We start from the raw sequence: 20,770 nt of genomic DNA, 5'->3' as shown, positions 1-20,770 counted from the left end.
GGTTAGCCAAAAGATGATCATAAAACTAATAAAAAATTTATTTAATTAATAACTGTTCATCCCAGGGGTCGGATTGGCTTACCTGATTGAAGTATTACCGTAAAAAGCCAGTGGTCAATTTATTACATAATTATGAGAAATTATGAGAAATTATGAGAAAGTTTGCGATTCTTTAAGAGTCAGTGCTGCCTATGTTCATATTCCCTTTTGCCGACGTCGATGCTATTACTGTGATTTTCCAGTCTCTGTGGTAGGGGATAAGGCCACACAGGGTACCTCTAGCATGATTGATCAGTATGTCGAGGTGTTATGTCAGGAAATTAATATCACTCCAGCCACCACAAGGAGTTTAGACACTGTGTTTTTTGGAGGTGGAACCCCCTCCCTGCTGACAGTTGAACAACTAGCAAAAATCCTAGATACCTTAGACAGGCGCTTTGGAATTGCGGCTGATGCGGAGATTTCCATGGAGATGGATCCAGGAACCTTCACCAAAGATCAGTTAAGGGGATACCGAGATTTGGGGGTCAATCGAGTCAGCTTAGGGGTTCAGGCATTTCAAGATAAATTACTGAGCAATTGTGGCCGTACCCATGACTCTAAAGATATCGTCACTGCTATCGAACTGATCCATCAAGTAGAGGTTCCCGAATTTAGTCTTGATTTAATCTCTGGTCTACCGGATCAAACCTTAGAACAATGGCAGGAGTCTCTGGAAATAACGGTCAAGATTGCCCCTACCCACATTTCCAGCTATGACCTAGTGCTTGAGCCTGTCACTGCCTTTGGCCGCCAGTACACCTCTGGAACTAAGCCTTTACCGACTGATGAAACCACTGCCGTGATGTACCGCTTAGCACAGCAGTTGTTTACTAGTGTGGGGTACGAACATTATGAAATTTCTAACTATGCCTTGCCTGGTCATCAATGCCGTCACAATCGGGTGTATTGGGAAAACCGCCCTTATTACGGTTTTGGCATGGGTGCGGCTAGCTATACTCAAGGATATCGGTTCACTAGACCACGCACGAGGCGGGAGTATTATGCTTGGGTGGAACAGTTGGTACTTGCAGGTGGGGTTTCGGATGGCTCACCCACAACTTCAGAGGATGTGTTGTTAGAAACCCTAATGCTAGGTCTACGCTTGGCAGAGGGGTTGAGTCTGTCTATGCTAGCTCAGAGGTTTGGGGAAAAAATTCTGGAAAAGATTTGGACGGGTTTGCTGCAATACTACGGTTGTAACTGGGTAGAGGTTGTGGGAGATAATGGCGAAAGGGTTAATTTAACCTATGGTCAGAGGTTACCAGTGGCGGGACGGTTGAGATTAACTGACCCGGAAGGGTTTTTGTTCTCCAATACCATTCTGGCTGACTTGTTTCATCTGTTGGGGTAGGAGCCCGTGATTTGTTGATTAACCGCAAAGACGTAAGGGTACGCAAAGAAGAAAAGTGGGAATGCTTTATGTGGTGGGAACACCAATTGGTAATTTGCAGGATATGACGTTTCGGGCAGTGGAAATTCTGCAATCGGTGGATTTGATTGCTGCGGAAGATACGCGCCATACCGGGAAGCTATTGCAGCATTTTCAAATTAAAACGCCGCAAGTGAGTTACCACAAACACAATCACGACCAGCGTTTACCCGAGTTGTTGAATCGGCTCGGTCAAGGAAATACGATTGCGTTGGTGACGGATGCTGGGATGCCAGGCATTTCTGACCCTGGCTATAAATTAGTGAAGGCTGTTATTGAGGAAGGGATATCGGTAGTGCCAATACCAGGTGCTACTGCTGGAATTACGGCATTAAGTGCTGCGGGACTACCGACAGACCGATTTGTGTTTGAAGGCTTTTTACCCACCAAGGGTCAAAGTCGAAAAAAACGTTTAGACTCTCTCAAGGGGGAACCAAGAACGTTGATTTTGTATGAAGGGCCTCACCGCGTGCTTAATACGTTGCGAGATTTGGCAAACTGTTTGGGAGAAAACCGTAGGATTGTATTGGCTAGGGAATTAACTAAACTCCATGAGGAGTTTTGGCGGGGAACTATTGGGGATGCGATCGCTCATTTTACTAAGCTAGAACCCAAGGGAGAGTTTACCCTAGTAATTGGTGGAGCTTCCCAGGAAAAGCCTATGTTATCAAAAGCTGAATTAGAAGCTCAATTGATAGAGATTATGGCTCAGGGAGTATCGCGATCGCAAGCGAGTCGTCAATTAGCTCAGCTAACTCAACTCCCCCGACGTCAACTCTATCAACTAGCGTTGACAATTCCTTCATCAGTTTTTCCGGTCAAGGAGCAAGACTAAGCTTGATTGCTAAATCTTTATCAATTTTTTGGTTTTTGTTGATTAACAAGTAACAAGTAAAAAGTAGCAAGTAACAATCAACAAGTAACAAGTAGCAAGTAACAAGTAGCAAGTAACAAGTAGCAAGTAAAAAGTAGCAAGTAACAATCAACAAGTAACAAGTAATGACTAATCCCTGAACAAAGCGGCGAACTTGCGCTTTGAGTTAAACAACGCCATCTATCTATTCGACATCTATTCGAGTTATGATTTTCAGGATTCACTCCCACTCATCAGCCCCTAACTATAAAGCTAAATTAATACCATGGGTGACACTCGTTTTAGCACTTACTCTGATGTTTGGTTACAAAAGGATTGAAAGCTATTTAGTGCAACCAAAAGTTGCCTTAGTTTTAGGGGGATCTGAAGCGCGGGAGAGATATGCTGCCAAATTTGCCATAAAGCACCCAGACCTCCAAATTTGGGTATCTTCCGGCAGCCCGAAGGGATATGCTCAACGGTTATTTACCCGGGAAGGAATTGACGTCAGTCGCCTCCACCTAGACTACAAAGCGGTGGATACAGTGACTAACTTTACTACCTTAGTCGATCAGTTAGAAGCTCAGGAGATCGATAGTGTCTATTTGATTACTTCTGACTATCATATGCGCCGTGCTCGCTTGATTGGTGATATCGTGCTTGGCAGTAGAGGAATTGTTCTCAAGCCGTTACCTGTTCCTTCTGGAAAGTCTCCTGAACCCTTTGAAAAAGCTTTGCGAGATGGGGCTAGGGCGTTGCTGTGGTTGACGACAGGTCATACGGGGGCTGAATTAGGGCAAGCCTCGAAAAGGTTAATCAAGTGAAGTCCGTTGAAAGTTCTTGCACCAGTACGTAGGGTTGTACAATCAGAGCCTGAAACCGCTTATTCTGGTTGCTGTTCCAATTAGAGAGTTGGTCAAGTAAAGGCTTGTGCATTAGCTGCTCACTGATCCAATGTTGGACAGATAGCACATCATCGTTTGCGATCGCTACCCCAACATCCAACAAATCCAGTCCCTCATTCACCACCAGTACTGCATCTCGTTTAACATGAGGAATCAGTAAGTCCCAGGTTGTCTCATCCAAGGATTCCGCCAATTGTACTCTTAAATCCATGTTTAATTCAACGTTTTCTTAACAGTTCTTTAAAAATACAGCAAAATTGCTCCGATGCTTTGTTAGATTTAACTATTTGATCAAAACTCTAATCACCTCAGGTTTCCACCTCAGCCTTCCTCTAACCATTCGGTTATAACGGTTCTCATAGTAATGAGCTACACAAGATTGTTTCCCTGATGAGAAATTCGATTAACATCATCAAACAGAAAATGTGGTTGAGGCTAAATCCCAAACATCGGCGCGCTGTAAAATTAGCCCTTGGCTTGGCGCTGCTTAGCATCACGGTGCGATCGCTTCCCTATCTCGCTCCCATTCGTGCTAAAGATTTAGTTCAAGATGACCTAGCGGTAGAATTTCGTGACCGCAATGGTTTATCTCTAGGCACAATCCTCAGTCGAGACCAAGACCATACTGCGGTTGTCCCTCTCGATCAAATTTCCCCACACTTTATCCATGCTATTCTCGCCGCAGAAGATGGAGAGTTTTATCACCATGGGGCATTAGAGATGCGGGCAATTATGCGATCGCTAATTGAAGCCATTGAGGCGAAACGCATTGTCAGTGGTGCCTCCACCATCACCATGCAACTGGCACGGATGCTCGAACCCAACCCCCGCACTCTACCTGCCAAATTCCAAGAAATTTGGCTATCCTGGCGATTAGCAGCAGGGATGAGTAAAGATGAAATCTTGGCAGCCTATATCAACCGACTCCCTATGGGTGGCAATATCTATGGCTTAGAAGCTGCTGCTCGGATTTATTTTGGCATGCCCGCCAGTGAACTCAATGTTGCTCAAGCCAGCCTATTAGCTGGTCTACCCAATAATCCTAATTATCTCAATCCTTATTATTACTGGGATGCTGCCAAACGGCGGCAAATCTATGTGCTCAAGCGCATGGTAGAAGATGGCTATATCACCGCTACTCAAGCAGACCAAGCCTATGAGGAAGCCATTTCCCTACTACCTCGACAGCAAGGAATAATTGCCGCGCCACACTTTTTATTCTTGGTTGCCAACCAATTACCATCAGAACATCCCTCCCAAATTCGTACTACTATCGACCGTCCCCTACAGGAATTTGTTGAAGCCCAAGTGCAGCAAGTAGTTAGTGACCTTGCCCATAAAAATGTCCATCACGCTGCTGCTATTGTCATTGAGAATCAATCCGGTGAAGTATACGCCTATGTCGGCTCTCCCGATTACTTTTCCGAAGCTGACTTAGGACGCAATGACGGAGTCCAAGCCCTACGTCAACCCGGTTCCACCCTCAAACCTTTTTTATATCAATTAGCCCTAGAGCAACGCATTATTCGTCCCAACACCGTCTTAGCTGATATCCCTACCTATTACGCCATTCCCGGAGCTAGACTCTACAGTCCCACTGATTACAGCGAAACCTTCCTCGGACCAGTTCGCATTCGCGTTGCTCTAGCCAATTCCCTTAATATCCCAGCAGTTAGGGTATTGGAAAAAGTTGGAGTATCAAACTTTCTGTTGCACTTACATCAACTAGGTTTTGAACACCTAACCCAGTCTCCAGAACATTATGGATTAGGATTAACCCTAGGTAGTGGCGAAGTTAGTCTTTGGGAACTAGCTCGCGCCTACCTCACCCTAGCACGACTTGGACAACCCACATCCGTTGTCACTACGCTATCTAGCCCCTCGCCAAATAGGGATGATTTGTCGGTTTATCGAAAACAAGGAAGACAGGGAAGACAGGAAAGTAAACAATTGTCAGATCATCGAGCAAGTAAGCAAAGCCCACTATTCAAGCTACCCTACTCGAACGCCAAAGGCGAACAACCAAATAACCTTAAACATTCCAACCTTAAACATTCCAACCTTGAACTTTCAACCCTTTCAACCTGGGCATTAATAACAGATATACTGAGTGACCCTCAAGCTCGTGCTCAGGGGTTTGGTGTCGATTCAGTACTGAATTTACCTTTTCCCGCTGCCGTTAAAACTGGCACCTCTTCTAATTTCCGAGATACTTGGACTGTGGGATTCACCAAAAACTATACCGTTGCCACTTGGGTAGGCAATTTTAATGGTGAGCCCATGGAACAAGTGTCTGGGGTAATTGGTGCTGCTCCCCTCTGGCATCGGATTATGTTACACCTGCATCAATCTCAAGAACCTGCTCCGTTTCAAGCTCCTCCCGGTTTAGTCCAACGTCCAGTGTGTGCCCTTTCCGGTTTGCGTCCCACTCCTGCTTGTCCAACTGTTGTCCAGGAATACTTCTATCCAGACGACCTCCAGGATTACGAACGTCAATCTGATACGTTTTATCAAATGACGAGTGTTGGAACTAATCAGCAATCGCCCCAGTACATTGTTAATTTACCTGATGAGTACAACGAGTGGTTAGCCAGACAACCCCAAGGAAATCTAGCGCCAGGAAAACTGAAAATTTTGTCTCCTCGGGAGGGGGATTTATATGTGCTCTACCCTACTGAATCCGATCGGGATAACAAAAGTGCTGTTCAACGGCTAGAGTTCAAGGTGGCTGGGGTAAAGTCTGAGTCCCTGGAGTGGTGGTTGAATGGCGAAAAGCTAACTACCAACTCATCCAATTCCTTCTTTTGGCCTCTCGGTCCTGGGGATTGGACATTAGAGGTAAAAAGCGGTGACATTAGCGATCGCGTCAGTTTTCAGGTGCAGTTAGCAGAAAATCCACCAACTCGCCGGGGGTTTTCTATTGCTGGCCCTTAGTAATTTGTTAATTGTCAATAGTTAATTGATAATTTACCTGCATCCATCGCTTATATCGGGGAGTTTCAGTGGTTCGATTTTTTATGGCAAATTTCAGGAAATATCTGTTGGCAGCTGCGATCGCTGTCTTACTCATCCCATTTTTAGTGCTAACGAATTATACCTATACTGGGGAAATAAAATCAAACATCAATGCTAGTGACGTTTATACAATCCGCTCTTTCCATAGCAAAGATGGCATTGGCAAATTCTATATGGGTCGAGAAATTGCTAAAGTAATGGGACATCAGGAAATGTTGTGGCTGGAACGCCCTAGCAGGGAATCCCAAGAGGAACCTTCTGTAGTTATTGATGCTCTTAATTTAAGACCTACATAACTGTTGCAGATATTGGAAGGCACTGGTTATTTTATCTTCCGATTCGCTCCGTTGGTACCGGAAGCAAAAGTATTAGCAGTAGACATTCAGCCAGAAATGATCGACGTCATTGACTTTTTAACAGAAGATAACAATGTTAATAACGTCGAGACAATATTAGGAAGTTTAACTAACCCTAAAATTCCTGAAAATAGTATTGATTTAGCCTTAATGGTAGATGTTTACCATGAGCTTGAATATCCCCGATAAATGATGGAATCGATTGTTAAAGCTCTTAAACCACAGGGAAGAGTTGTGCTAGTAGAATATCGAAAGGAAAACCCACTTATTCCTATTAAGGGCTTGCATAAAATGACTCAGAAGCAAGTAAAAAAAGAAATGGAAGCTGTAAATTTAATTTGGCAAGAAACCAAAAATGATTTACCCAGCCAACATTTGATGGTTTTTCAAGTTAGTGACAAGTCATTATAGCAGTTCTCAATTAGGTAAGATACTTTCATTCTGGGAGTAGGCAGTAGGCAGTAGGCAGTAGGCAGTGGTAATACATCCCTAGTTGATTAACTCTTGCCTATTGCCTTTTTTTAAGAGATTATATTCACTATTCAAAGAAAAATCCTATAGCTTACCTTGAGAGTAACAAGGTTTTTTTTGAATAGAATGTCGGTGATAAAAATCAGACCATAAGTTGATTCAGATCACAGCAAATTACTGAAATTGTATTTACATTGAATGAAATTAAATTCCGGAGGAATGAGTAGGTGCTAGAAAAGTTAAACGAGATTAAATCAACCCTAAAAAATATAGGTGAAAAAGTCGATAAGATAGCTGATAAAGTCGAGGCTGGAGTAAAGCCACAATTTAAGTGTAATGTTGATGAAAACAACATTAATGTCAAAGCGCATAACAGCTGTTATGAAAAAGTAAAAGAACTTGGCTATAAGGAGTTAATTGTAGAAAATGATGGTTGTATTGGAGCCCCAAATCTATATCGGTATAAAGTTCTTGATAACGACGAAAATAAAGTCGCTGAATTTTATACATTAAAAGGGGTTAAGGAGTATTTAGATAAACAAAATAAAAACGCTTAAGTCTGTATTAGTCTTGATTTTAAATTGGTGATGATTTGTCGTTTCAGGAGTTTTGCATCTACAGTTTAATCAAGATTTGAATCAAGAAATACGGACACTTTTCAGGAGTTTTGCATCTACAGTTATATCAGGGTAAATGACCCTTACTTAAATCACTGGGTTCTCGTCCAAACTCATCACTTCATTGAATCCACATCATCTCTAATTATAAAATAATTTCAACCATAAGGATTGCCGACCATAGACACACTACGCACTAGCTTTTGCTGATCCTGTTTTTGTTTCTCATCGCCACTATCATTAATAATTACTAGGATAGTAGAAATCTGATTAACATCAGAAGCATCAGGACAAGAGATAATACATAGATTCACACTGTGTTCTGCTTGAGTATTATGAGATACTAAGGTTTGAGCTGAATAATCTTGGCGACGTTCTTCTTCATTCTTGGCCACTAATGCTAGATCGAACCATTCGGCAAAATTACCTTCTTTAATGTGGAGCAAGTCCCGTAAAGACTTCTCCTCAATATCTTTTAAACCAATAAAATCCTTAGCGTGATCATTGGCTAGGATAATCTGACCGGTTTTATTGGTAAAAATTACACCACTAGATACATTAAAGACTAAATCTCGCTGCTCTAACTGTTGTTGCTTGACTTTACTAAACAGCTTGGCATTTTGGAGCGCTACACCCGCTTGAATATTAAATGCTTCCATCAAGTCTTGATCCCTGCGATCAAAACTTGCCTTCCAACAATCGGGAGGCTTAGGCCAATCGGCGGGATTGTATGGGGGAAAATTGCCCTGCTTCTTTTTATTGACTAATTGGGTAACAGCAATTAATTGATTATCGGCGTTAAACACAGGCATCCCTAACAAACTACAGGTGCGATAACCGGTTTGACTATCAGTTTTTTTAGCAGTTTCTGAATCGGGATGGTCATAGAGATCAAAGGGAATTATCAATGGCTGTTTAGTAGTAACAACTTGACCAGCAAAGCCAGCTCCTTTGGGAATCCGAATTTCTTTTAATGTGCCATCAGCAACCGTAATTTTTGTCCATAATTCATCCTGTTCCTCATCTAACATCCAGACTGTGCTGCGATCAGCAGACATTAGCTCTTGAGCCTGATTCATCACTTTATTCAAAGTTTCTTCTAGATCCAAGCTACTTTTACCCAGAGATTGTGTCGCATTTATCAATGCTGAAGCTATTCGTTGTTTCTGAGCTGCTTTATAAAATAACCGAGAGGATTTAAGAATCATTTGAATGGAGCGGGCGAATTGCGCAAAAAGTTTTTCATCCTCTGGGGTAAAGCCTTTTATATCAATTTTATTAGCTAAGGGCGCGTCTAAAACTAGTGGTTGTTTTAACTTATTTAGTAATTGGACAACAGCCACTAAATATCCTTGTTCATTAACTAAGGGTAAAGCCAGCATGGTATAAGTACGGTATCCAGTTTTGTTATCCCATTGCTTAGCAGTATTAGAACGGGTATCGTCATATAAATCGTAAGGAATATTGACAGTTTTTTTAGTTTGAGCAACATAACCAGCAATCCCTTTATCCGCAGGAACCCGAATCTCTTCTGAGTCTCCTTCTTCACCCTTAGCCACAATTGACCAGAGTTCATTTTTGGCTTCATCTAATAAAAAAATAGTCGTGCGATCCGCCTGGAGTATCTCTCCAGTTTTGAAGGTGATAGACCGTAACATTTCATTGAAAATGGAATCAAACCCTTCTCTGTCGATCAGAGTATCCATCATGGATAAGGTTTGATTAAAAACTCGTAAGTCTAATTCAAGGTTGGAAACAATATGTTTAAAACTTTCTGGGGTCAGGTGTTGAAGAGACTCATAGATAGTTTCCTTAGTCGTAGCCGCTAGGGCTGGATTAAGTTTCCCTTGTCGTCTGGCTTCTGAATACCGTTGAATTTCTTCTAACGCCTTTTTAAATTCTCGCTTTTCCCATTCTTGGCTAGTGGTCAAAAACTGATAATCTTGATGGCTTAAGCTTTTCCCAAGCGCCCATCTTAATGCATCCTGTAACTGTTGTCCCCCCAGGAGTCGGGATGTATCCTGACCATCGGAGTCTAACCAAGCAGTAATTTCCTTACTATACGGTCGTAAATTTGCTAATTCTTTATCTACCCAATTTGGGTTAAAAACAGCTTGATAAATACGGTTATAAATCCTTAATTTTCCTTGCTTTTCAACTACTAATCCCGATAGCCGCAATTCTATTTGTTCAGAACTGTCATCAGAGGCTATTTCTCCCCGTTGCAGAATTTCCTGATACAATCCCAGTAATCGCCCAGCCCGTTGCTCATTCTTAAGAAGACGATCACGAATAGTTTTAAGATGCTCCGGATTATCATGAGATTTCCAATCATCAATCACTTGCGATCGCACTAATTTATCAACCCACCTTGTATCACCAGCTTTTGGGAGAGTAGATACAGAATCCAACAGGAGTTTACAAAGCTTTTGGGTCAAGAAAGGTTGACCTCCACTCCAGTACAAGACCTGTTTCAGGACATCCTGGGGATTACTAATTTTTCCTTGTAATCCCTCCGCTAATCCCTGTGCTTCGTGCAACTGAAAGCCATATAGCTGAATCGCCTGACCGATATTAAAGGGTGTGCGTTTTTTATCTTGAATTAAATCTGATGGTGTTGCTACTCCAAGTAGCGCAAACGTAAGGCGTTGGTATTCTGACTTATCCACACGTTGGTTATAGCAGGCGCGAATAAACGCGAAAAAATCATCAGTGGGAAAATCGAGGCTAAGAACGCTATCAATTTCATCAATAAAAATTACAATATTTTGAGTAACTTGCTGGAGCAAAACCTCTTCAAGAAATTCTCTCAATCGTCGCACCGCAAATATCATTGATCGCTCCCGCCACCAAGTGCGTAAATTAATATCTAGCTCGAAGTCTCTAGCCAGAGAGCGGACAATATTGGCATACCATTGATCGAGAGTGACATGCTGAGTACCATCCATGGATAAATCAATTACTGCACAGGCAACCCCATCTGCTTCAAGCCGACGCATTACTTGCACTCGTAAACTAGATTTTCCAGTCTGTCTTGAGTTCAATACATAACAAAACTGTCCAGCTTTCAATCCTTCATATAAATCATTATCTGCTTGTCGCTTCACATAGGTAAGAGCATCGGCTGGTAAAGTCCCTGAGTATATATATTCGTAGGTCATTTTATTTGTTAACTGTTGTTCCCGTAGCGTGGCCTATTGGCCAAGGTTGACTGTTGAAGGTTGACTGTTGAAGGTTGACTGTTGAAGGTTGACTGTTGTTCGCGTAGCGTGGCCTATTGGCCAAGGTTGAAGGTTGTTCGCCTTTGGCGTTCGGTGAAGGGTAGGTTGACCGTTGTTCGCCTTTGGCATTCGGTATAGAGTAGGTTTAAGATTTAAGGTTATATAAATACAGAATGTTTAAACTATGTATAAATAATGAACTGACCCACTCAGGATTCAGGTTCAATCCGCTGGCAAAGGCGATCGCAAAAATACTTATGATATAAATCACAGCGAGGCATGACGCTATTCCCTTGCAACTTTACTAACCCCATGCTGTATAACTTAAAGGCTTGCTCCGATGGGATAGTTACCCAGCTGTTTGCTTGAACCACCTTCTCCAAGGCAGTTTCCAATTCTGGAGACTGTTTGAGATTTCCTAGGTGGCGTCGCAGATGGTCACTGAATGGTCCGGCTTCTGTGGGTGCTAGCTCTAACAGTTGCGCTAGGGTAATGTTATGATCTTTAATATAAGCTAAACCTTTGCGCAACAGATAAGGATGTCCTCCCACCATCCCCATCAGTTCCTCGACTTCTCTGGGATTCCCATCGAGTCCATAACGTTTGACTAACTCCTGTACCTGCTCTGTGCTAAACTCTGGCAACTCAATTTCCAATCCCACATTAGCAAGTGGTGAGTGATTGATATCCAAGGAGCTATAAATTTCTGTAGAATGTACTATAACCAACCGGAGTTTTTTCCAGATAGCACTACTGCGATCGCCCCGCCTAGCGATGTCATACCAACCACGCAGAAGGCGACAAAAATCATCAGCAATAACGGGGTGTTCAAACACCCGATCAACTTTATCTATAACCAGTACGATCCGCCTTTCAGTTTTTGCTAATAAATACTCCTGAAAGTAATCTGTGGTGTTACTATTACATCCAAAAATATCATCCCAATACTCATCCAACTTATTTGATAGCCCTAGAGTCTGACCAACTCTGGCACAGAACCACCGTGAGAATTTGCCGAGGTCGCTATAGACGGTACTATCTGCTAACTCAAAGCTTAAGGTCACAGCTTGATAACGTTGCTTCCTGATCTCAGCCAGAACTCGTTCAATCAGGGAGGTTTTGCCCATTTGCTGGGGTGCTTTTATCCGAATTAGAGCACCAGGCTTCACAATTGCCTCTAACAACTGATCTTCATAGGGAATGCGCTCGATATAAAAGTCAACATTGAAAGAAACGGGCTGTTGTTGCCCTTCTGACTCTGGCATCGCTGGGAGGCTCAAAGATCTAGATTTACTTAATAATTCTGGATTTACTAACTTAGGGTAATATTCACTAAGTCGGTCAATTAACTGATTACGGAGTGAGTAGTGTTCACCTGGTGCATTCCTCACCTCAAATTTCTCGCACAGCTGCTGCACATGTTTTCTGACAGTAGCTTCTGTGATGTGTAGCGACTTAGCGATCGCTTGATCGCTTTGGCCCGCTAACATTTTCTTCAAGACCTCTCGTTTACGAGGTGTTAGCTGATCAAATGCTACAGTCAAATCTAGTTGATTCAATTTTTCTAAGAACATCTCAGTCTTGCCGATAGAGATTTTGAATAATCGGTTTTGTCCCCTAGACATAGCGCTTAGGTGGTTATCAAGATGCACCAAAAAAAGATAGTATTTATGCTAATTTTAAACCCATCCTAACCAGCTTATCGAAAAGCTGAGCTAGCCCTGGGTTTGTGAAGATTTTCACACAAATTATGGATTAGACGTGGCTTGTGAGCCTTTTTCCACAAATTACCCTGATGTATTAAACACAGGCTAGAGTTTGATTAATGGCAATCAAACCTATACGAGGTTATAGATGTCTCAGTACTCTTTTGCCTTTTCCCTCAAGCTAAAACGCTGCGTCTGATGGCACTGAGTACTGGTCAGATCATATCACTCCCTGTTGCACTTGTATTACCCAAAATTGGGAGCTTGATGGGTTGTGTTGATAAAGCGATCAACTTTTAGCTATCAGCTATCAGCTTGGTAGATACCTGATCCGAAGTGGGTGAAAACTTGACAAACGTAAGGTTAATACCTCGCCCCTTGTGCCGAACCTAACAAAGCTAAGTGCCTCAGGGCGAATGCTGAGGACTTTGATCTAGCGTTGATCTATATATAGGGATTGAGAGCTGCCAAACAAAACGTCGTTAGTAGTTAGTCAGACCAATGGCATGGCTGAATCAAGGAATTAATATCAGTGGGGTCGGCATTCTGCCTGGGAATTGAAACGGGCAAGATGCCCGTTCCACGCCTGATGCCCGTTTCACGCCTGATGCTCATTCCAAAAAATTCTTAAAATCATTGCATAATTAAGCAATGCCAGACCAATTAACTAACTACTAACACCTAACCCCTAACCTGAAATCCCCCGGATTTGACCGTGGGGATCAGCTGAAATCTAAATGAGGAGTTGCTGATATACCATTGACACACTAAAAGTTAGTCACAAGTCAGTGATAAGTCAGATCATCTCAGGCGGTAAGTCAGTATACAAGTGGGGTTTGATGAATATATGAGGTTCAAAGAGAATTTTATGAAATTAGAAGATCAAAAATGCAAGACCTATCTACCATCGATTTAGCTATAGCGTTTTCCATACTTATGAGGTACAGAGGGTTTTTTCCCAATTCCGAAGTTCCTGTCTTGATGCAGTCGCAAATGGGGTAAACCACCTCAGTTGCTGATGGGGGGAACCCCCTTTGGGCTCACTGGCTCCCCTGTTCTCTTGCTGCATGGCTATTCTCTTTTCCCTATTCCGAGATCTGCTTTTTCCTATATGTCTAGCATTATGTTTAATCCTACCGAGATAATCATTGATACCTGTGTTAAAAATCTAGAGACAGGTTTCCACAGCACTTATGGCAACCTTAAATCAGACTACTGTGAGCTGATTACTTGGGCTACTCACATGGCTCTGGAAAATATTGCTAATAGTGACGCTCTTTATCACAACATTGAACACACCGTCCTAGTCACCCTAGTCGGACAGGAAATTTTGTGGGGTAAGCACATCTGCGAAGGGAGTGTCTCCTGTGAAGACTGGTTGCATGTGATTATCTCCTTGTTGTGCCATGACATTGGCTATATCAAAGGCATCTGTCGCCAAGACCAACCAGACCAAGGATTGTATGCCACAGGAATAGACAATAGTATGATTATTCTACCTACAGGTGCCACTGATGCTAGCCTTACTCCCTATCATGTAGACCGGGGTAAGCAGTTTATTGAGGAACACTTTGGTAATCACCTGCTGATTGATACTGAGCAGATTAAGAAAAATATTGAATTAACCCGTTTCCCAGTACCTGCTGATCAGGATCATCAAGACACGGTTAACTATCCTGGTTTAGTCAGAGCAGCAGATTTGATTGGTCAGCTGGCTGATCCCCGCTACTTACAAAAAATTAGTGCCTTGTTCTACGAGTTTGAAGAAATCGGGAAAAATCAGATTTTAGGCTATCGTAATCCTGGTGATTTGCGCCGGAACTACCCAAACTTTTACTGGAATGTTGTCTATCCTTATATCAAACCCGCATTGCCCTACCTAGACCGAAGCCTTTCTGGTAAACAAATCCTGGCTAATCTCTATAGCAATGTCTTTCGAGTAGAACACCAATCCCAGCCTAAAGCACCCTTCAGCCATCCCTGTCGCTATAGTCAAACTACAGCAGAACTATGTACAGCATGATCACTGTAAAAGGCAAATCATCAAGGCAAATCATCAAATGGCGATTTTGTCCAAAGTTATTTGTCTAAAGTTAATTGAAAATTGACCATTGATCATTGACAATTAACAATTAACAATTAACAAATGACCAATGAAAGCCATTTTAATGAACGCTCCTGGTACACCTGAAGTGCTGGAACTTCAGGATGTACCAGCTCCCACAATTAAAAACGACACAGAAATCCTGGTGCGTCTTCACGCTGCTGGTGTTAATCCCATTGACACCAAACTGAGGCGTAGAGGCACCGTTTACCGTGACCAAATGCCAGCTATCCTAGGCTGCGATGGTGCTGGTGTGGTAGAAGCCCTTGGTGCTGGTGTCGATAAATTCCAGGTTGGTGATGAGGTGTATTTCTGTGCTGGGGGATTAGGATTATCTGGTACGGGTAACTATGCCGAACTAGCTGTTGTTGATCAGTCCTTAGTTGCCCACAAGCCTAAATCCCTCTCCTTCCCTGAAGCCGCTGCTGCTCCTCTAGTACTGATCACTGCCTGGGAATCATTGTATGACCGAGGACGGTTGGAAGCAGGACAAAAGGTGCTGATTCAGGCAGGTGCTGGTGGTGTTGGTCACGTTGCTATTCAGCTAGCTAAGCTCAAAGGTGCTGAGGTTTGTACTACTGTCGGTTCTCAAGAAAAAGCTAGATTAGTGCGTCAGTTAGGTGCTGACTATCCTATCCTTTACAAACAAACTAGCTTTGTCAAAGCTGCCTTGGATTGGACTGGGGGAGAGGGAGTAGATTTGGCCTTCGATACTGTGGGCGGTAAAACCTTTTATGACACCTGTGAAGTAGTGCGAGTATATGGGGATATTGTGACTATCCTCCAACTAGACCCAGCCGAAGGTAATTTGAACAAATTAGCGACGCATTCCCCCACCTGGCCTATGGCCACGCTACGCGAACGGCTTGCCAGGTGGGGGTTAAGGAGCAAGCTAATTAATCGTCATAACCTTGGTTTTCTATATATTGCTTCAGTACCGAAAGAGAAGCTCCTCCGCACGAAACAGCACTAAAACCTCTTTTCCAGAAAACTGGTTTCCAGTAATAGGGAGCCAATTCTTTTGCGTATCTTTTCCTAATCTCCCTACTAGTTACCGTTTTGAGGGTGTTGCAAAGTTTAGAAATCGATACCTTAGGGGCTAAGTCAATCAAAAGATGAATATGGTCATTTGCCCCTAAGTCTGCCTTTGCGTCTTCAAGAATGCAATCATTTTTCTCGCAGATGCTTTTAACCAGGTCTTTGATATCTTCTTCGATATCCCCAGTGATCACTGGATGACGGTATTTTGTGACAAACACTATATGAACCTTGATTAGCGAAACTGTGTGAGCAAAAGCTCGTAGAGTGGTTGACATATTTAATCACTATAGCTTAACCTAGTGATAGGTTAGCAATTCAGTTGAGTTCGTGAAAACACCGACCAAGATCATTCGCACTGACAAATGGAGGCTTAACCCGAGGGCTGAACAGCGTTTACTATTCACCGAAACGGTTACAGTCTATCGTCGTGCTTGCAGATATTTGGTTGGTATTATCTATACTCACTGGCATGAATTGGGATGTTTAACGGCTGATCAGTTAACTCCGGCTGTCGAACACCTGATGCACCAAACAGCCAAACGTCCTAATATCAAATACCCACAATTCAACAAAACTTTTTACAAGTTTCCTAGTTACTACCGTCGTGCCGCGATTCGGCAAAGCCGACGCTTCGCGAACGCGTTTGCTGCTGGTCAAGTTAGTAGTTTTGTTACCCGTTACAGGGAGTGGCAATCAGGTAATCGAAAAAGGAAAGACAGTAAACCGCCAAAACTAAACGCTGATACTGGTTGTTACCCAGCTCTGTACAAAGGACAATGCTATAAACTACACGGCTTCGACCAAGTCGAAGTCAAGGTTTTTAACGGCTCTGACTGGGTTTGGACTACGGTTCAAATTACCGGACTAAGGGAACGCCATCAGGTAGTAACTAACAAAATGATGTCCCCTTCGTTGATATTCAATGAAAGGTACTGTCATCTGTCTGTTCCGTTTGCTTGTCAACCAGAAAAACGAAAACCAGAAGCTAATGTAACTGCGGTAGACCTAGGAATTAATACCACCGCAACACTAGCAGTTGTAACCCACGGCGGCACTGTAATCCACAGGGAGTTTATCCACCCGAGAAGAGACATAGACCGTCGGGACAAACGACTAAAATCCGTATCCGTACGGGCATCTAAAACGATGGGAAAGGGTGGAAAATTACATAAAGGTTTTTGTTCTAAGACCTATCAAAAATGCCAAAGAATCAACAACCAAATTGGCCACATTGTTTCAAAACGAATTGTTGAGATTGCTGAAAAGTTTAACTCTGTTCGCGTAGCGTGGCCTACGGCCTTAGCGATCGTGTTTGAGAACCTCAAAGCATGGTTTGAAGTTACCGTAAGAATAGTGGAGCCTTTACAGTTGGCAGGTTATGCATAAAAGGGTTAAAGATTATTAATTAAGGCTCCACTATTCTAAGGTTTCGTCTCCGGAAGCCAAAGGGAGGCCGGAAACGGTCTAACCTTCGACAAAGATTTCATGGATGGCTTAAGGCAAAAATTCGCGATTTTACTGAGACGAAACCTTAGAGTAGTGCAGCCTTACAACAACACCTGTCACCTTTGATGCATAGCCTACCAACTATAAAGGCTGCACTACTCTTACGGTAACTTCAAGAAATGAAATGGGCTGAATTAGGTGGCAAAGTAATAGAGGTTGTGGCAGCTTACACCTCGAAGCTTGCCTATGATGGTTCTGGTACGGTTAGACGCAACTCAAGAAATTATGCCCTAGCAACCTTCCCCTCAGCTAAGCGTTTCAATGCCGACCTAAACGGCGCTTACAACATCGGTGCTAGAGGTGTACTTAAGCTCGTTCGCAGAAATGACAACGAGGGTCGTTCCAGCAAAAGCTCTGGACGATCGCCTAGAAGCTGGGCTTGTCTATGTGATTTATGGGCTAGGGGTAGCTCTAAATTAGCATAAGACACCTCCACCTGGCTATCGCCACGCTACGCGAACGGCGATAGCCAGGTGGAGGAAGCTTCATGACAGCGCGATCGCATAATTTGCGCATCAGTCTAGAACTCATGCTCACCCCAGCCTTGAAAGGACTCACTACAGCTCAACAGCACCAAACCGAGATTCTCCAGCAGTGTGCTAATTGGATTGATGAAGGTAAACTGAAAATTCACCTCAGCCTCGCGATTAGACCCTTTAAAATTGGGATAAAATCGGACAAAACAGTATTAGTTGGACATCCTATGTATCTTACTCCGATCGAAGCTCAAAAAAAATATGGCTACAATACCAGGACTTTAGCCAGGTGGGCAGAAATCGGCAAGATTAAATGCATTAGATCACCCGGCGGGCACCGACGTTATCTAGCAAGTTCTATTGAGCGATTAATAGACGGAGAGGACTCTCGTTCTGTCGTCCTCTATGCCAGAGTGTCAACCAGGTCTCAATCTAATGATTTGACCTCTCAGATTGAGTACTTGGGTCGGAATTATCCTAATTGTCGATGCTATTCAGAATATGGATCTGGGTTGAATTTCAAACGACGTAAATTCATTGGATTAATGGAAAGAGTTGCAAAATCTGAGATTAAAACAATAGTAGTAGCTCACAAGGATAGGTTATGCAGGTTTGGCTTTGACTTTGTGGAATGGTTTTGCTCATTACATAAGTGTCAGATTGTAGTGCTAAACAACACCTATAAGTCTCCCCAGCAGGAACTAATGGATGACTTTATGTCGATAATGCACTGTTTCAGTTCCAAACTCTACTTTCTTCGTCGCTACGAAAAAGAGATCAAAAATACAGCTAGTAAATTGGACAATCCTGACAAAAAATGATATACTAGACATATACCAACCAAGATGACGATGCCCAAGAAAGTAGGAGCAACAAAAAAAATATCGACTCAGGTCGTTCCGGTGGTGGGGATGGCTGAGTCAGTTGAGATTGAATTGTTGTCTACGATGAAGAAGTTGGGCGTCGTCAGGTCTGAGTCCTACAACAAATTGGGCAGCATCAGCCATTGGGGACTTGACTGGAAAAAAGCTTACCCAGAAGTTAGGAGCTTTAGAACTCCTGAATCACTGGGACTACCTTCCAAATTAATGGAATGGACTGTCAGTGATGTAGCTAAAGCTATCACAGCTCAACAGGCTGCTTGTACTGAAGCGGTAGTTAAAAAGATTTACAAAAAGTTTCCTGGGAAAGATAATCAAAAGAAACGGAAGGAGCTTTGCAAACAACTTAAAACTTTAGCCTTCCTGAACAATTCGCTCTTGCACAGGCTTGTCAGAAAGGAATTTCAGAGGGGACATTCCTGGGTGAAAAACCAGATAGTCTATCAACAAGGTGGGTACAAATGTAAAAGACTCTCCCGTCAAACTTACCAGCTAGAATTAGCTGGACTAAGAAGAGGGAAGAGAAACAGGATAGTTGTAAGATCTAATCGAAAAATAAAAGGACAAATCAGGTTAATCCACAACCAATTCCTGCAAAGATTTGAAATTCACTTTCTAGTAGATCATGGAACCGTTGAAATCTCATCTGAACGTCGTAGTCTCGGGGTAGACAAGGGATACACAGAGGCTTTCTATGATTCAGAGGGTCAGGCTCACGGAAAAGGACTAGGTAGAATTGCTACTAAAAAATCCGATCGTATATGTGCCAAAAACCGTAATAGAGGAAAGCTTTGGGCGCTTCACAGAAAGCTAGAAAAGTTAGACCCAGCCAAGTCGGCTCGAATACTTGAAAAGAACCTGACCAGAAAAACAGAAAATCGCCGCTACAGACAGAATCAATCAGAACTAACGGCCATAATAGGAGCGGCTTCTAAATCCCTCTTTAACGGGGAGTCATTAAAAGTATTTGCTGAAGATTTAACACAGCCAATCCGAAATAAACGCCAGTCTAAAGCCGTGTCCCGTAAGCTTAGTAGTTGGATGAAAGGAGTGATGCGGGACTCCTTGCAGAAATGGGCTGATTGGACTGGTTCGGTTGTAACAGAAGTTCAGCCTAGCTACACGTCGCAAATTGACTCCAGGAATGGAACCCTTCTTGGGAAAAGGACTGGGGACAATTTTACCGGATTTGACGGGGTCGTGTTGCAGGCTGACTATAATGCTGCCAAAAATATCCTTGCTCGCGCTACCGACAAGGAAGTAACTCGGTACATGAGTAGAACCGAGGTGCAGGCAGTGTTATTGCGTCGTACCGCGCGTTACTTGGAAGGTATGGGACTGGACTTAGTTGATGCAGTTGAGCTTGACTGGCTTGATTGCAAGCATACTAAAACCCAGGCTTTCAAGCAACTCCTCAACGGGATTTGAGGAACGCCTAGACAGACGGGTGGAAGGTTTGACTCCAATTACTGTATGACCACCCCTCACTCAGGCAACAATAAATTGCACCTTGACTGTATTATCCGGTTTTGTACCGATTTATTACTGTTTAAGAGTATCCCAACGGTTTCCCCTCAAAGAAGCTGCTGCTGCTCACAACGCTATCGAAGCTGGTTCCATGACAGGTAAGGTGGCACTAATTATCCGCTAAAGACAATAGTCACTAATACAACTAATCCCTAAGAATTGGCTGAGGGTTCTAGCTTTCTAGATGCCTAGAACCCTTAATAGCCTTTATATGCGGACGAAAGGACTTGAACCTTCACGTCTTGCGACACTAGAACCTAAATCTAGCGCGTCTACCAATTCCGCCACGTCCGCGTACCGTGCGATTTATATTATAGCATATATTATAGCTTTTATGGCAACTGCTGGGGAAAATTTTCCCAAATCCCCCTTAAAAAGTCCCTTTATCACCTACACCTCAACTCTCACCCCGCCCCGGAAAGCAACATACCCTTCAATAGGTTTCGCCTTCTCCTTGGTGCTCGGGTAATACCAGGCTGCATCCTTATTTTCCTTGTCGGGTAAGGTAGGAGATGTTACCATCTCCTCCTCCCCTAAGAACCGGACTTGAGACTTTCGCACTCATCCGGCTCAAGCCTATTCAGTCCACCCGGGAATGTAGATGCTTGTGCTTGGCTTTA

The 20,770-nt window shown here is 43.1% G+C and carries 22 protein-coding genes and 1 tRNA gene; 15 read left to right on the top strand and 8 right to left on the bottom strand.

Annotated elements, in window-relative coordinates; translation table 11 throughout:
- The first annotated feature begins 142 nt into the window (after nt 1–142).
- The 3 genes from hemW (at nt 143) to F6K46_RS28180 (ending at nt 3,148) form a co-directional block, all read left to right on the top strand.
- The gene (gene hemW, locus F6K46_RS28190) at nt 143–1,393 is read left to right on the top strand and encodes a radical SAM family heme chaperone HemW (protein WP_293063322.1); all 1,251 of its coding nucleotides are present in this window, start codon (nt 143–145) and stop codon (nt 1,391–1,393) included.
- A gap of 61 nt (nt 1,394–1,454) precedes the next feature.
- The gene (gene rsmI / locus F6K46_RS28185; RefSeq protein ID WP_293063369.1) at nt 1,455–2,306 is read left to right on the top strand and encodes a 16S rRNA (cytidine(1402)-2'-O)-methyltransferase; all 852 of its coding nucleotides are present in this window, start codon (nt 1,455–1,457) and stop codon (nt 2,304–2,306) included.
- A gap of 245 nt (nt 2,307–2,551) precedes the next feature.
- Complete coding sequence (locus tag F6K46_RS28180) at nt 2,552–3,148, top strand: YdcF family protein (RefSeq protein WP_293063324.1); 597 nt, start codon at nt 2,552–2,554, stop codon at nt 3,146–3,148.
- Here F6K46_RS28180 and F6K46_RS28175 read toward each other — a convergent pair.
- Nucleotides 3,141–3,440, bottom strand: a complete 300-nt coding sequence (locus F6K46_RS28175; protein ID WP_293063326.1) for a DUF2288 domain-containing protein — start codon at nt 3,438–3,440, stop codon at nt 3,141–3,143. The genes F6K46_RS28180 and F6K46_RS28175 overlap by 8 nt on opposite strands.
- Before the next feature lie 212 nt (nt 3,441–3,652).
- On the opposite strand from F6K46_RS28175, the gene F6K46_RS28170 reads away from it, so the two are divergent.
- The 5 genes from F6K46_RS28170 (at nt 3,653) to F6K46_RS28160 (ending at nt 7,628) form a co-directional block, all read left to right on the top strand.
- Nucleotides 3,653–6,163: a transglycosylase domain-containing protein gene (locus tag F6K46_RS28170; protein ID WP_293063371.1), complete on the top strand. Its 2,511-nt coding sequence runs from the start codon at nt 3,653–3,655 to the stop codon at nt 6,161–6,163.
- Nucleotides 6,164–6,246: 83 nt separating this feature from the next.
- Nucleotides 6,247–6,540: a hypothetical protein gene (locus F6K46_RS40330; protein WP_366510783.1), complete on the top strand. Its 294-nt coding sequence runs from the start codon at nt 6,247–6,249 to the stop codon at nt 6,538–6,540.
- 3 nt (nt 6,541–6,543) lie between these two features.
- On the top strand, nt 6,544–6,789 hold the full coding sequence (locus F6K46_RS40325) for a class I SAM-dependent methyltransferase (protein WP_366510784.1): 246 nt from the start codon (nt 6,544–6,546) through the stop codon (nt 6,787–6,789).
- Entirely contained in the window at nt 6,790–7,011 is a 222-nt protein-coding gene (locus tag F6K46_RS40320; RefSeq protein WP_366510785.1) for a hypothetical protein, read from the top strand.
- 287 nt (nt 7,012–7,298) lie between these two features.
- On the top strand, nt 7,299–7,628 hold the full coding sequence (locus F6K46_RS28160; RefSeq protein ID WP_293063328.1) for a hypothetical protein: 330 nt from the start codon (nt 7,299–7,301) through the stop codon (nt 7,626–7,628).
- A 218-nt stretch (nt 7,629–7,846) separates the two neighbouring features.
- Here the strand turns inward: F6K46_RS28160 and F6K46_RS28155 are convergent, their stop codons facing one another.
- The 4 genes from F6K46_RS28155 to F6K46_RS28140 all read right to left on the bottom strand — a co-directional run bounded on the left by F6K46_RS28155 (nt 7,847) and on the right by F6K46_RS28140 (nt 13,230).
- Nucleotides 7,847–10,849, bottom strand: coding sequence for an AAA-like domain-containing protein (locus F6K46_RS28155; protein WP_293063330.1), 3,003 nt, complete (start codon nt 10,847–10,849; stop codon nt 7,847–7,849).
- Between the two features lie 33 nt (nt 10,850–10,882).
- Complete coding sequence (locus F6K46_RS28150) at nt 10,883–11,038, bottom strand: hypothetical protein (RefSeq protein ID WP_293063332.1); 156 nt, start codon at nt 11,036–11,038, stop codon at nt 10,883–10,885.
- An 80-nt stretch (nt 11,039–11,118) separates the two neighbouring features.
- Complete coding sequence (locus F6K46_RS28145; protein WP_293063334.1) at nt 11,119–12,483, bottom strand: AAA-like domain-containing protein; 1,365 nt, start codon at nt 12,481–12,483, stop codon at nt 11,119–11,121.
- A gap of 621 nt (nt 12,484–13,104) precedes the next feature.
- Entirely contained in the window at nt 13,105–13,230 is a 126-nt protein-coding gene (locus F6K46_RS28140) for a hypothetical protein (RefSeq protein WP_293117564.1), read from the bottom strand.
- A gap of 508 nt (nt 13,231–13,738) precedes the next feature.
- Between F6K46_RS28140 and F6K46_RS28135 the strand changes: the two genes are divergently transcribed.
- Nucleotides 13,739–14,638, top strand: coding sequence for an Npun_R2479 family HD domain-containing metalloprotein (locus tag F6K46_RS28135; RefSeq protein ID WP_293063336.1), 900 nt, complete (start codon nt 13,739–13,741; stop codon nt 14,636–14,638).
- 130 nt (nt 14,639–14,768) lie between these two features.
- Complete coding sequence (locus tag F6K46_RS28130; protein WP_293063338.1) at nt 14,769–15,692, top strand: zinc-binding dehydrogenase; 924 nt, start codon at nt 14,769–14,771, stop codon at nt 15,690–15,692.
- Here F6K46_RS28130 and tnpA read toward each other — a convergent pair.
- On the bottom strand, nt 15,616–16,035 hold the full coding sequence (gene tnpA / locus F6K46_RS28125) for an IS200/IS605 family transposase (protein ID WP_293063355.1): 420 nt from the start codon (nt 16,033–16,035) through the stop codon (nt 15,616–15,618). The two genes, F6K46_RS28130 and tnpA, sit on opposite strands and share 77 nt — an antisense overlap.
- A gap of 52 nt (nt 16,036–16,087) precedes the next feature.
- On the opposite strand from tnpA, the gene F6K46_RS28120 reads away from it, so the two are divergent.
- From F6K46_RS28120 to F6K46_RS28095, 5 genes are all read left to right on the top strand, one after another.
- A complete protein-coding gene (locus tag F6K46_RS28120) occupies nt 16,088–17,146 on the top strand; it encodes a transposase (RefSeq protein WP_293063357.1) in 1,059 nt (352 codons plus the stop codon).
- A 239-nt stretch (nt 17,147–17,385) separates the two neighbouring features.
- Complete coding sequence (locus F6K46_RS28115) at nt 17,386–17,691, top strand: transposase (protein WP_293063359.1); 306 nt, start codon at nt 17,386–17,388, stop codon at nt 17,689–17,691.
- Nucleotides 17,692–17,969: 278 nt separating this feature from the next.
- A complete protein-coding gene (locus F6K46_RS28105; protein ID WP_293063373.1) occupies nt 17,970–18,563 on the top strand; it encodes an IS607 family transposase in 594 nt (197 codons plus the stop codon).
- Between the two features lie 30 nt (nt 18,564–18,593).
- A complete protein-coding gene (locus tag F6K46_RS28100; protein WP_293063361.1) occupies nt 18,594–20,051 on the top strand; it encodes a zinc ribbon domain-containing protein in 1,458 nt (485 codons plus the stop codon).
- Between the two features lie 82 nt (nt 20,052–20,133).
- Entirely contained in the window at nt 20,134–20,274 is a 141-nt protein-coding gene (locus tag F6K46_RS28095; protein ID WP_293063363.1) for a zinc-binding dehydrogenase, read from the top strand.
- A gap of 88 nt (nt 20,275–20,362) precedes the next feature.
- Here the strand turns inward: F6K46_RS28095 and F6K46_RS28090 are convergent.
- Nucleotides 20,363–20,444 (bottom strand) — tRNA-Leu (locus F6K46_RS28090).
- Nucleotides 20,445–20,540: 96 nt separating this feature from the next.
- Nucleotides 20,541–20,672 carry a DUF427 domain-containing protein gene (locus tag F6K46_RS28085; protein WP_293063365.1) on the bottom strand — a complete coding sequence of 44 codons (132 nt, stop codon included), beginning with the start codon at nt 20,670–20,672 and terminating at the stop codon, nt 20,541–20,543.
- Nucleotides 20,673–20,770: the final 98 nt, after the last annotated feature.

Source organism: Moorena sp. SIO3E8 (assembly GCF_010692445.1).
Classification (GTDB): domain Bacteria; phylum Cyanobacteriota; class Cyanobacteriia; order Cyanobacteriales; family Coleofasciculaceae; genus Moorena; species Moorena bouillonii.
Note: the sequence above shows the minus strand (reverse complement) of the source record. Positions and strands in the feature narration are given on the sequence as shown.